Origin of the sequence: Neisseria elongata subsp. elongata (assembly GCF_900113545.1) — a bacterium.
In the GTDB taxonomy this organism is placed as follows: domain Bacteria; phylum Pseudomonadota; class Gammaproteobacteria; order Burkholderiales; family Neisseriaceae; genus Neisseria; species Neisseria elongata.
The window spans coordinates 16789-28332 of record NZ_FOPS01000018.1 but is presented as its reverse complement, the minus strand read 5'-3'; the positions used below and the strand labels follow the sequence as shown (position 1 = coordinate 28332).

12 protein-coding genes are annotated in these 11544 nt (G+C 54.1%); 2 read left to right on the top strand and 10 right to left on the bottom strand.

All coding sequences use genetic code 11. The features are described 5' to 3' along the window. The 6 genes from BM261_RS11715 to BM261_RS11690 form a co-directional block, all read right to left on the bottom strand. On the bottom strand, window positions 1-275 hold a 275-nt coding region (locus BM261_RS11715), incomplete at its 3' end, for a transposase (RefSeq protein ID WP_143095781.1). Between the two features lie 163 nt (window positions 276-438). Continuing rightward, window positions 439-1479 (bottom strand): zinc-dependent alcohol dehydrogenase family protein, encoded by a 1041-nt coding sequence (locus BM261_RS11710; RefSeq protein ID WP_074898480.1) that lies wholly within the window; start codon window positions 1477-1479, stop codon window positions 439-441. A 204-nt stretch (window positions 1480-1683) separates the two neighbouring features. Beyond that, the gene (gene ispH, locus BM261_RS11705; protein ID WP_074898477.1) at window positions 1684-2634 is read right to left on the bottom strand and encodes a 4-hydroxy-3-methylbut-2-enyl diphosphate reductase; all 951 of its coding nucleotides are present in this window, start codon (window positions 2632-2634) and stop codon (window positions 1684-1686) included. Next, entirely contained in the window at window positions 2634-3149 is a 516-nt protein-coding gene (gene lspA / locus BM261_RS11700; RefSeq protein ID WP_074898474.1) for a signal peptidase II, read from the bottom strand. Before lspA ends, ispH begins: the two co-directional genes overlap by 1 nt. Window positions 3150-3379: 230 nt before the next feature. Next, window positions 3380-4957 carry an FAD-dependent 5-carboxymethylaminomethyl-2-thiouridine(34) oxidoreductase MnmC gene (mnmC, locus tag BM261_RS11695; protein ID WP_074898471.1) on the bottom strand — a complete coding sequence of 526 codons (1578 nt, stop codon included), beginning with the start codon at window positions 4955-4957 and terminating at the stop codon, window positions 3380-3382. 101 nt (window positions 4958-5058) lie between these two features. After that, on the bottom strand, window positions 5059-6018 hold the full coding sequence (locus BM261_RS11690) for an acetyl-CoA carboxylase carboxyltransferase subunit alpha (RefSeq protein WP_074898469.1): 960 nt from the start codon (window positions 6016-6018) through the stop codon (window positions 5059-5061). 195 nt (window positions 6019-6213) lie between these two features. Here BM261_RS11690 and BM261_RS11685 point away from each other — a divergent pair, with 195 nt between their 5' ends. Continuing rightward, window positions 6214-6606 (top strand): RNA-binding S4 domain-containing protein, encoded by a 393-nt coding sequence (locus tag BM261_RS11685; RefSeq protein WP_003772972.1) that lies wholly within the window; start codon window positions 6214-6216, stop codon window positions 6604-6606. Between the two features lie 204 nt (window positions 6607-6810). After that, window positions 6811-7647 carry a KPN_02809 family neutral zinc metallopeptidase gene (gene ypfJ / locus BM261_RS11680; protein ID WP_074898466.1) on the top strand — a complete coding sequence of 279 codons (837 nt, stop codon included), beginning with the start codon at window positions 6811-6813 and terminating at the stop codon, window positions 7645-7647. A 108-nt stretch (window positions 7648-7755) separates the two neighbouring features. On the opposite strand, the gene ccoP is transcribed toward ypfJ, so the two are convergent. Genes ccoP through ccoN form a run of 4 tightly spaced genes read right to left on the bottom strand, consistent with a single transcriptional unit; the run spans window position 7756 to window position 11451 of the window. After that, window positions 7756-9177: a cytochrome-c oxidase, cbb3-type subunit III gene (ccoP, locus tag BM261_RS11675; RefSeq protein ID WP_074898464.1), complete on the bottom strand. Its 1422-nt coding sequence runs from the start codon at window positions 9175-9177 to the stop codon at window positions 7756-7758. Window positions 9178-9200: 23 nt separating this feature from the next. Further along, on the bottom strand, window positions 9201-9380 hold the full coding sequence (locus BM261_RS11670) for a cbb3-type cytochrome oxidase subunit 3 (protein WP_074898461.1): 180 nt from the start codon (window positions 9378-9380) through the stop codon (window positions 9201-9203). Between the two features lie 4 nt (window positions 9381-9384). Then, window positions 9385-9996 (bottom strand): cytochrome-c oxidase, cbb3-type subunit II, encoded by a 612-nt coding sequence (ccoO, locus tag BM261_RS11665; protein WP_074898457.1) that lies wholly within the window; start codon window positions 9994-9996, stop codon window positions 9385-9387. 21 nt (window positions 9997-10017) lie between these two features. Then, window positions 10018-11451 carry a cytochrome-c oxidase, cbb3-type subunit I gene (gene ccoN, locus BM261_RS11660; protein WP_172459042.1) on the bottom strand — a complete coding sequence of 478 codons (1434 nt, stop codon included), beginning with the start codon at window positions 11449-11451 and terminating at the stop codon, window positions 10018-10020. Window positions 11452-11544 lie beyond the last annotated feature (93 nt).

Genomic DNA, 11544 nt, shown 5'->3' with positions numbered 1-11544 from the left:
CGGCAAAACAGGTTGAAATCGATGCGGGTGATGAGGCTGTGTTCGAGTTCGGGATCGGAGAGGCTGTGCCATTGGCCGAGCAGGACGGCTTTGAACATAGACAACAGGGAATAGGCGGGACGGCCGCGGTGGTCTCTAAGGTAACGGGTTCTTTGACGATTCAGGTATTGCTCGATCGGTTGCCAATCAATCACCTGATCCAACTTCAATAGTGGGAAGCGGTCGATGTGTTTGGCAATCATGGCTTGTGCGGTTTGTTGGAAGAAGGTGCTCATGAGAAATCCCCTAAATGTCTTGGTGGGAATTTAGGGGATTTGGGGGGGGATTTTGCAAAGGTCTCAATACGCAAATAGGCCGTCTGAAAAACCAACATCCGGTTTTCAGACGGCCTATTTCATGACTCATGCGGCAGGGAGGGAAACCCGCCCCCCTATACCGTTAATCCGCTTCCAAAACCACTTTCATGGCTTGGTTTTCGGCGGCATGTTTGAACACGTCGTAGGCTTTTTCCAATTTGCTGAATTTGAAGCGGTGGGTCAGCATTTTGGTGTAATCGACGGAGCTGCTGGAAATTGCCTTCATCAGCATTTCGGTGGTATTGGCGTTTACTAAACCGGTTGTGATGGCGAGGTTTTTAATCCACAGTTTTTCCAGTTTGAAATCAACGGATTGACCATGCACGCCGACGACGGCGATATGACCGCCCGGTTTGACGATGTCTTGACACATATTCCATGTAGCGGGAATGCCGACGGCTTCGATCGCGCAGTCCACGCCGTCTTCGCCGACGATGGCGAAAACTTGTTTGGAGACATCGACTGAAGCGGGGCTGATGGTATGGGTTGCGCCCAACTCTTTCGCCAGTTTCAAACGGTTTTCGTCCATATCGCAAACGATGATGGCGGCGGGGCTGTACAGTTGGGCGGTCAACAAGGCGGACATACCGACAGGGCCTGCGCCTGCGATGAATACGGTGTCGCCGGGTTTGACATCGCCGTATTGCACGCCGATTTCGTGGGCGGTCGGCAAGGCGTCGCTCAACAGCAGGGCGACTTCTTCGTTGACGTTGTCGGGCAGCGGAACAAGGCTGTTGTCGGCATAAGGCGTACGGACGTATTCGGCTTGCGTGCCGTCGATCATGTAGCCCAAAATCCAGCCGCCGTTGCGGCAGTGTGAATAGAGTTGGATTTTACAGTTGTCGCAAGTACAGCATTTGCTGACGCATGAAATAATGACTTTATCGCCGACTTTGATGTTTTTTACAGCCTCGCCGACTTCTTCTACAATACCGATGTCTTCATGACCGAGAATACGGCCGTCGGCGACTTCGGGGTTTTTGCCTTTCCAAATACCCAAATCGGTACCGCAAATCGTGGTTTTGACGATTTTCACCACCGCGTCGGTCGGATCGGTAATCTGCGGACGGGGTTTTTCTTCAAAACGGATGTCGTTTGCGCCGTGATAAACCATTGCTTTCATGATGTTTCCTTTCACAAAAAGAGAGGGTAAATACAGATTGCCACTCTTCGCTATATATTACTCTTAACACCCTTTGTCAATTTATTTAAGTTTTTCAAAATGTTATATTGCATCGATTTAAACGGATGTAAAAAGACCGTCTGAAAACCCGACTCCGTTCCGTAGGAACCCAAGTTTTCAGACGGCCTTTTTATTCTGCCTATTTCACGCTTTATTTTTTCCGCCGCGCAATTCTTTCGGCAGCACAAAGACGATGCTTTCTTCCGCGCCCTCGCCTTCGCGTAAAATATCGTGCCCCCAGTCTGTCAGCACGGTAATCACTTCCTGCACCAGCACTTCGGGAGCGGATGCGCCGGCGGTGATGCCGACCTGTTTTTTGCCCTCAAACCATTCCGGCCGCAGATAAGAGGCGTTATCCACCATATAAGCCTCCACGCCACGCTGCGCCGCCACTTCGCGCAGGCGGTTGCTGTTGGATGAATTGGGCGAGCCGACCACAATCACGATGTCGCATTCCTCCGCCAAATCCTTCACCGCCTTTTGACGGTTGGTGGTGGCATAGCAAATGTCTTCCTTGTGCGGATTTTTGATGTTGGGAAAACGCGCGTTCAATACGGCGATGATGTCTTTGGTTTCGTCCACCGACAGCGTGGTTTGGCTGACGTAGGCGAGGCGGTCGGGATGGTCGGGCATTACCTGTTCGGCATCTTCCACGGTTTCCACCAGCAGCATCCGCCCTTCGGGAAGCTGCCCCATCGTGCCTTCCACTTCCACATGGCCTTTGTGGCCTATCATGATGATTTGGTAGCCTTGCGTATCAAGCCGCGCCACTTCTTTGTGCACTTTGGTTACCAGCGGGCAGGTGGCGTCGAATACGCGGAAACCGCGCGCGGCAGCCTCTTCCTGTACGGCCTTCGATACGCCGTGGGCGGAATAAATCAGCGTCGCGCCGGGCGGCACGTCGGCCAAATTCTCGATAAAAACCGCGCCTTTTTCGCGCAGGTTGTCCACCACGAATTTGTTGTGCACTACTTCGTGCCGCACATAAATCGGTGCGCCGAATTCCTCCAGTGCGCGCTCGACGATGCTGATGGCGCGGTCCACGCCCGCACAGAAGCCGCGCGGATTGGCCAGCATAATGGTTTTGCCGCTCATTATTGTTCCCGCCCTTCCGCCGTTTCTTTTTCAGACGGCCTTTTGTTGATGAACCCGTCGATAACCAGCAATACCGCGCCGACGCAGATAAAGCTGTCAGCCACATTGAAGGCGGGATACGCCCAGCCTTCGCCATAGAACAGCAGGAAATCCACCACTTTACCGTGGATGAAGCGGTCGATGACGTTGCCGACCGCCCCGCCGATTACCATCACCGCGCCCCACGAACCCCAAGGGTCGAATTCGTTTTTCCGCACGGCGTTAACCAGCCAGAGGCACACGATTGCCGCCAGCACGATGAAGAAATATTTCTGCCAGCCGCCGGCGGTGGCGAGAAAGCTGAAGGCCGCCCCGGTGTTGTAAACCAAGGTCAAATCGAAAAAGCCGGGAATGATGCCCAAACGCTCGTAATCTTCGAATTTTGCCAAAACGGCGGATTTGGTGATTTGGTCGAGAATGACCGCGCCGACGGCCAGCAGCCAGTAGCGCAATTTGGAAGGGTTTGTAGAGGACATATTACGGTTTGCCGCCGAAAGGTTTTCAGACGGCCTTTCAATCAAAGTTGCCAAAGTCGGGCATTTTAACCGATATTGGGCGGCAGGCCGTCTGAAAAAACGGTTTCTGCCGGCAGAAAGGCATTCCGGCGTGTCCGAAACGGTTTTTCAGACGGCCTTAGAATGCGTTTTTCAGCCATACTGCCGCGCCGCCAAACGGCCGGGACATAGGGAAACGGGACGGCCGCGGTTTACCGTCCGCCTTCATGCTGCCGCACCAGGGCGCGGACGATGTGGCGGTTGGGATGCAGTGCCTCGCGCAGGCGGCGGGAGAGCGGGTCGGGCAGGCCGAGGATGCGGGCGGCAATGCTTTCGGCACACCACGGCGCGGTAGCCAGCCCGCGGCTGCCGTGCGCGCTGTTTACCCACACATTCGGCAGGTAGGGGCAGGAGTCAGACAGCGGATAGTTTTTATCGTGCGCCAGCTTGGCATACACCCCGCGCATGGCGGCATAATCGGCCACCGGCCCGACGGTCGGCAGATGGTCGGGGCTGTCGCAACGCACGGCGGCGTGTCCGCTTACCGTCGGCGCGGCGGTCAGTTCGGCCGCCAGTTGCGGGTGCAGCCTGGCGAGTTCCTGCCGGTTGTATTCCGCCTCGCTGTCGCGCCAGTCGCCGCAGGCATCGTGTGGCACGAAACTCGCGCCGTAGCAGTGCCGCCCTTCCCATGCGGGGCTGATGTAGCTGGCGGCCGACAGGGCGGTTTTCAGACGGCCTGTGTAGGCGGTGGCGGCGGCAAGGTTGGTTTGGCCGCGTATCAGCTGCCACGGCAGGGCGGCAAGCGGCGGCTGTTGCGGCGAGGCTGCCCCGGCGCAGTATACGATGTGGTCGGCAGACAGGGTGTGCTGCGGCGTATCCAGCCGCCAATGCGGGGCGCAGTATTGTGCCGACAGCAACGGTTGCCCTTCATACAGACGAATATTCGGGTGGGCGAGTAAGGCGCGGACGAGTGCGGGCGGGTGCAGCCACGCGCCCTGCGGCCAGTAGAGGCCGTCTGAAGACAGGTCGATGCCCGCCAGTTCGGAGGCTTCGGCCGCACTGATGCCGCGGTAAAGGTGGGCGTGCCAATCTTGGGCGGCGAGGCGGCGGTTGCGTTTTTCTTCGGCGGGGCTGTGGTTGAGGTGGAGTACGCCGCAGGGCTGCCAGCCGCCGTCGGGCAGCAGGCGGTCGAGCAGGCGGCGGCTGTGGCCGTAGCCGCCGAGCAGCAGTTCGGTCTGTTCGGTATCGTGGGCGGAAATTTTGGCATACAGCAGGCCTTGACGGTTGCCGCTGGCGGCATGGGCTGCGGTGCGCGCTTCCAATACGCTGACCCGCACGCCGCGTTCCGCCAATGCGCGGGCAGTAGCCGCCCCAGCAATGCCCGCACCGATGACGGCGACGTGTTCGGACAGTGTGCCGTTTCGGTTTTCAGACGGCCTGAACCAAGGTTTTTGTGCGGCGGTAGGGCTTTGCGGGCGTGCTTCCGTCTGCCATTCGAGGCCGTCTGAAAAATAGTCGGACAGGCAGTCGGCAGCGGCGGGCGGCATCAGCCAGAGCTCCGCACCTTGCGGCAGCAGGCCGTGCAGGATGTTGGCGGCGGCAAATTGCAGGCAGGCGGATTGTTGCGGCCAGTGTTGCAGGAAACGGCGTTCCGCCTCGTCGGGCTGTTCTGACGGTTCGAAGCGGGGGATGCGTTTTTCGGGCAGGCAGACGGCAAGGCGGCGGTTGTGCGCGGCGGCGGCAAGCAGTTCGCGCAAGGGCGGGATGTCGTTCCAGACGGCGGTTTGCATGGTGGGACTCGGTTGGGAAAGGGGGAAAGCAAAAAGGCCGTCTGAAAAGGGGAGCGTGTTCGAACCCTGTTTTCAGACGGCCTTCCTATTGCGGCAATGCGTTATTTTTCGACGAATTGGCCGTATGCCATGATGCGGTCGAAACGGCGGTCGAGCAGGTCGGACAGCGGCATGTCTTGGGCGATGCGGAGCTGTTCGGCCAGCACTTCGCGCAGACGCTGCATCAGTTCGCCGTGATTTCGGTGTGCGCCGCCCAACGGCTCTTCGATGACTTTGTCCACCAGATTCAGTTTTTGCAGGCGGTCGGCGGTAATGCCCAAGGCGGCGGCGGCATCTGCGGCCTTTTCCGCCGTTTTCCACAAAATCGAGGCGCAGCCTTCGGGCGAAATCACGGAATAAGTGGAATATTGCAGCATATTGACAAAGTCGCCCACGGCAATCGCCAGCGCGCCGCCGGAACCTCCTTCGCCGATGATGGTGCAGATGACGGGCACTTTCAGCTTGGTCAGTTCGTACAGGTTTTTGCCGATGGCTTCGGATTGGTTGCGCTCTTCCGCACCGATGCCGGGATAGGCTCCGGGCGTATCGACGAAGGTCAGTACGGGCAGGCGGAATTTTTCCGCCAGATGCATCAGGCGCAGGGCTTTGCGGTAGCCTTCGGGGCGCGGCATGCCGAAGTTGCGGCGGATTTTTTCTTTGGTGTCGCGGCCTTTCTGGTGGCCGATGACGACGACGCTTTGGCCGTTAAACCGCGCCAAACCGCCGACGATGGCGTAATCGTCGGCATAGTGGCGGTCGCCGTGCAATTCTTGGAAATCGGTGCAGAGCGCGGAGATGTAGTCCAAAGTATAGGGACGCTGCGGATGGCGGGAAACTTGGGAAACTTGTGCAGGCGTGAGCTTGGCGTAGATGGATTTGGTCAGCTCGTTGCTTTTTTTCTGCAGGCGTTCGATTTCATCGCTGATGTCCACGGCGGATTCGCCTTGGACGAAACGCAGTTCTTCGATTTTTTTGGTCAATTCGGCAATCGGCTGCTCGAAATCAAGAAAGACGGGTTTCATGCTGAACGTTCTCGCTGAAGAATAAATATTTGCGCGGAATGATACGCTAATCCGCGCCGCTTGGCGAAAAAACGTGAAATTTACGCGATAAACGGTAGGCGGGCAAGCAGAATATTGTGCCGTTCGGCAACGGTCCGACATCCGGACGCGCCGTCCGTGTTACACTCGCGCCTTTAGAATGACAAAGGGCAAATCATGGAAGACGGGCAAACAATGCGGCTCGACAAATGGCTGTGGGCCGCCCGTTTTTTCAAAACCCGCGCCTTGGCGCAGAAACACATCGAACTCGGCCGCGTGCTGGTCAATGGCGCGAAAGTGAAAAACAGTAAAAATATCGCGGCGGGCGATGTGCTGCATCTCACGCTCAATTCGCTGCCATACGAAATTACCGTACAGGCGTTGAACCACCAACGCCGCCCCGCTCCCGAAGCGCGGCTTCTGTACCGTGAAAACGAAGAAGTGGCCGCAAAGCGCGAACAGCAGAAGCTGCTCGATCAGGCATCCCGCATCAGTGCGGCCTACCCCGAAGGCCGTCCGACCAAGCGCGACCGCCGTCAAATCGAGAAGCTGAAACGGGGCGAATGGTAAAGGCCGTCTGAAAATACGTTTCGGATTGTTTTCGGAGTCCGTATTTACAGTCGGCACGGATAAGCCCGGTGCAGTTCCCGCATGGCAGGCGTGACCGAATAGCACGAAAGACATTGCAAAGATTACGGAGGCGGTTTTCAGACGGCCTCACACATCTCCGCACACCAAACATCAATCAATAAACTATCGAAAAGGAACAAATTTATGCGTTGGCAGGGACGTGAACAAAGCTCTAACATTGAAGACCGCCGAGGAAGCGGCGGCGGTGGAGGCGGCGGCGGGATGGGCATTATCGGCATCATCGTCGTGCTGGTAGGCGCGTACTACGGCGTCGATTTGTCCGGCCTGGCCGGCGGAGCGCAGCAGCTGAGCGGCGGAGCACAGCAAACCGTCGTGGAAAGCAAGCAGGAAGCACAGCTGAGGGAATTGGCGGGCGTAGTGTTGGCCGATACGGAAAAAACCTGGGCCAATTACTTTGCCAAACGCAATGCTCGCTATACGCCCACCACTCTGGTACTGTATACCGGCGGCACACGCACCGCCTGCGGTATGGGTCAGGCGGCAATGGGGCCGTTTTACTGCCCTGCCGATAAAAAGGTTTACCTCGATTTATCGTTCTACGAAGAAATGCGCACCAAACTCGGTGCGGCAGGCGACACGGCTTTCGGCTACGTCATCGCGCATGAAGTCGGCCACCATGTGCAAAACCTGCTGGGCATCCTGCCGCAAGTGCATCAGATGCAGCAACAGGCCGGTAAAACCGAAGCTAATAAATTATCGGTAAAACTCGAACTGCAGGCCGACTGCTTCGCCGGAATTTGGGCGAAAGACGCGCAGCGGCAGGACTTGCTGGAAGAAGGCGACATAGAGGAAGCAATCAATGCGGCCGAGGCCGTAGGCGACGACACCCTGCAAAAACGCAGTCAGGGTTATGCCGTGCCCGACAGCTTTACCCACGGCAGCTCAGCGCAGCGCATGTATTGGTTCAAACGCGGCTTTGAAAGCGGCGATATCAACCGCTGCAACACTTTTGACAATTAAACAGCTACCATCCTAAATGGAAGGCCGTCTGAAAAACGATTTTCAGACGGCCTTCTATAAAATAAAGGGAATACCCAATTAGGCATTCCCTTTTGTTGTGTAGTCCTATCAGAATTTACCGCCGGATTCATTCACCATATAAACAACGGCTGCTTTCACTTCGTCGTCGCTCAATTCGGTATTTCCGCCTTTGGCCGGCATCATGCCTTTGTCTTGGAAACCTTCGAGAGCATGCTTGAACAAGGTTTCTTTGCCTTTTTTGATGCGCGGAGCCCATTCGTCTTTATGAGTCAGACGCGGCGTATTCGGAATAGCCGAATTGGCACCGTGACAACCAAAGCACAATCCGTCAAACACTTTCTTACCGTCTGCCGCTGCAGCAGGTGCCGCCGCTTCGGCGGGTTTGCCTGCAGCAGCCTCAACCGGTTTGTCGGCAGCAGGTACAGAAGCAGCAGTTTCTTTTGCTGCAGCTTCAGACGCAGCTTTTGCTGCAGCTTCGGCATCTGCCTTTTTCTTCTCGGCTGCCGCAGCTTCGGCAGCAGCCGCAGCTTTCGAGCCTAATACATTTTCAGTATCGGTTTTCTGTGCCTTGCCGTCTTTATGCGACAAACCCCAAACATAAGCGGTCAAAAGATGGATTTTGTCTTTATCCAAGAAACCTTCCCATGCCGGCATTTGATTATGGCGGCCATTGGTAATGGTTTCAATAATGGCTTTTTGAGTACCACCCCACAACCATACGTCGTCAGTCAGATTCGGGCCGGAACCACGAACACCTTGGCCTTTGTCGCCATGGCAGGCAAAACAGTTTGCAGGCGGGCCGTTAAACAGTTCTTTACCGCGTTCTGCACGAACTGCATCATATTGTTCCGCAGGTTTGGACAACGACATGACATAGTGTGCAACATCCTTAACACGCTCTTCACCCAATTTCGGACCCCATGAATCCATTACACCAGTACGGCCTTTAACAATGGTTTCATGAATTTTTTCCGGTGTGCCGCCAAACAACCAATCGGAATCGGTTAGGTTCGGGAAACCGCGCGCACCTTTGGCATCCGAGCCGTGACACTGGATACAATAAGTATCAAACAGGTTTTTACCTATTTTTTGTGCTGCAGGATCTTTGGCAACTTGCTCGACCGGCATTTTGGCATATTTGTCGTAAAGCGGTTTGTAGCTCTGTTCGGCCTGCGCCACTTCTTCGCGATATTGCTCAATACTGGTCCATTTTTTACCGCCGAACCCGATACCGCCAAAATCGCCTAAGCCGGGATACATCACCAAATAGCCGATACCGAACAGCCAAGTCCCGATGTACAGGAAGAACCACCAGCGCGGCATGGGATTGTTGTATTCTTCAATACCATCCCAGTTATGCCCTGTGGTATTGACATCTTCCCCTTTTTTAAGCGGTTTGACCTTGTTTTGTGACAGCAAAAGCCATATCAGGCCGATAAAGCTCAATAGGACGATGCCGATGATGTAATAGTTCCAGAAATCACTGGTGAAATGTGAAGTTGTGTTCATTGTTTTAGCTCCGTGGCCACAGTTTATCGGGCGGCACTGTTATTATCATTATCATCATGTGCAGTATCGTCATCTTCAATGATACTGCGGGATGCTTCATCGTAATTTGATTTGTTTCGTTTGTTCATCACGACATACAGCACCAACATGAAGCAGATAAACACTAATACTGTAAACAGACTACGCGCCCAATTAACGTCCATGATGTTACCTTACGTTTTTCAATGCCAAGCCCAATCCTTGCAGATAAGCGATTACCGCATCTAATTCGGATTTATCTTTCAGCATTTCTGGTGCTTTGGCAATTTCTTCATCAGTGTAGGGCGTGCCGAGCGTTTGCAGCCCTTTCATGTGCGCCACGACTTGGTCAGGATCAACCTTGTTACGTGCCAGCCATGGGAAAGCAGGCATATTAGACTCTGGCACGACATCACGGGGGTTGAGCAAGTGGATGCGGTGCCATTCGTCTGAATAGCGGCCGCCTACACGTGCCAAATCAGGCCCTGTACGTTTGGAACCCCATTGGAACGGACGGTCATAAACCGATTCACCGGCAACGGAGTAGTGGCCGTAACGCTCTGTCTCTGCACGGAACGGACGAATCATTTGCGAGTGGCAGTTGTAACAACCTTCACGCACATAAATATCACGTCCCGCCACCTGCAGCGCATTGTAGGGTTTTACCCCTTCAATCGGCTGAGTAACAGCAGGTGAGAAAAACAGAGGTACGACTTCAATCAGCAAACCCACGCTAACCACCAGCAGGGTAAACACGATAAGTATGCCTACTTTTTCTTCGACTAATTGTTGTAATTTCATTTTGGTAGCCCGTCTTTTTGTTTAGTGATGTTGCGCTTCAGATATGGCGGGAATTTCAGCTTCAACCGGTTTACCGTTGGCAATAGTACGGTAAGTGTTGTAAGCCATAATAAGCATACCGCTCAAATATAACAGGCCGCCTGAAAAACGAATTGCATAATACAGTTTGCTTTCCTTCACACTTTCAACGAAAGAGTAAGTCAATGTACCGTCGGGATTCATTTCACGCCACATCAGACCTTGCATCACACCTGCGATCCACATGGAGGCGATATACAGAACCACACCGATGGTCGCGATCCAAAAATGGGCATCAATCAATTTAGTACTATACATTTCTTTTTGACCGAACAATCGTGGAATCATATAGTAAATCGAACCGATGGTTACAAAACCTACCCAACCCAACGCACCGGCATGCACATGGCCGACAGTCCAATCAGTATAGTGGCTCAAAGCATTGACGGTTTTAATCGACATCATCGGACCTTCAAAGGTAGACATACCATAGAACGACAAAGATACGATCAAGAATTTCAGAATAGGGTCGGTACGCAATTTATGCCATGCACCGGACAAGGTCATAATACCGTTGATCATGCCGCCCCAAGACGGTGCAAACAGAATCAGAGAAAGCACCATGCCGACAGATTGAGTCCAATCCGGCAAAGCGGTGTAGTGAAGATGGTGAGGACCTGCCCACATATAGGTAAAAATCAAGGCCCAGAAGTGAACGACAGACAAGCGGTAAGAATAAACCGGACGGCCTGCCTGTTTCGGCACATAGTAATACATCATACCCAAGAAACCGGCAGTTAAGAAGAAGCCCACGGCATTATGGCCATACCACCACTGAACCATCGCATCAATTGCGCCCGCATAAATCGGATACGATTTCATCAATCCGACAGGCAGGCTGAGGTTGTTCACGATGTGTAGCAAGGCAACAGCCAAAATAAAGCCGCCATAGAACCAGTTAGCAACATAAATGTGTTTGACCTTACGTTTAGCAATTGTTCCAAAGAAAACAACCGCATAGGCCACCCACACCAATGCAATCAAAATATCTATCGGCCACTCCAGCTCGGCATATTCCTTACCTTGCGTGTAACCCAATGGGAAGCTGATGGCTGCAGCTAAAATAACAGCCTGCCATCCCCAAAAGGTAAACGCTGCCAGCCAGCCGCCAAACAGGCGTGCATTACAAGTACGTTGCACCACATAATATGATGTACCGATCAAACCGCAGCCGCCAAAGGCGAAAATTACAGCATTGGTGTGCAGCGGGCGGATCCGTCCGAAGTGAAACCACGGACCAATCTCAGACAGATTGAGTGAGGGTAAAAACAACTGGGCAGCAGCAATCACGCCGACCAGCATACCCACCACCCCCCAAACTACAGTCATAACAGCGAACTGCCGCACTACTTTGTAGTTATAAGTTTGCGCTTCCATGAAAGTCTCCATTAAACACGGAAAATAAATAGCTGCTTTAGCGGGCATCCGTTGCCGGTTCCCGCGAAAGCCGTTTCCATCAATTTGCTCCGA

Coding starts and splice junctions, on each gene's coding strand:
- BM261_RS11710 (WP_074898480.1), bottom strand. CDS start 1,479: ATGAAAGCAATGGTTTATCACGGCGCAAACGACATCCGTTTTGAAGAA.
- ispH (WP_074898477.1), bottom strand. CDS start 2,634: ATGAGCGGCAAAACCATTATGCTGGCCAATCCGCGCGGCTTCTGTGCG.
- lspA (WP_074898474.1), bottom strand. CDS start 3,149: ATGTCCTCTACAAACCCTTCCAAATTGCGCTACTGGCTGCTGGCCGTC.
- mnmC (WP_074898471.1), bottom strand. CDS start 4,957: ATGCAAACCGCCGTCTGGAACGACATCCCGCCCTTGCGCGAACTGCTT.
- BM261_RS11690 (WP_074898469.1), bottom strand. CDS start 6,018: ATGAAACCCGTCTTTCTTGATTTCGAGCAGCCGATTGCCGAATTGACC.
- BM261_RS11685 (WP_003772972.1), top strand. CDS start 6,214: ATGGAAGACGGGCAAACAATGCGGCTCGACAAATGGCTGTGGGCCGCC.
- ypfJ (WP_074898466.1), top strand. CDS start 6,811: ATGCGTTGGCAGGGACGTGAACAAAGCTCTAACATTGAAGACCGCCGA.
- ccoP (WP_074898464.1), bottom strand. CDS start 9,177: ATGAACACAACTTCACATTTCACCAGTGATTTCTGGAACTATTACATC.
- BM261_RS11670 (WP_074898461.1), bottom strand. CDS start 9,380: ATGGACGTTAATTGGGCGCGTAGTCTGTTTACAGTATTAGTGTTTATC.
- ccoO (WP_074898457.1), bottom strand. CDS start 9,996: ATGAAATTACAACAATTAGTCGAAGAAAAAGTAGGCATACTTATCGTG.
- ccoN (WP_172459042.1), bottom strand. CDS start 11,451: ATGGAAGCGCAAACTTATAACTACAAAGTAGTGCGGCAGTTCGCTGTT.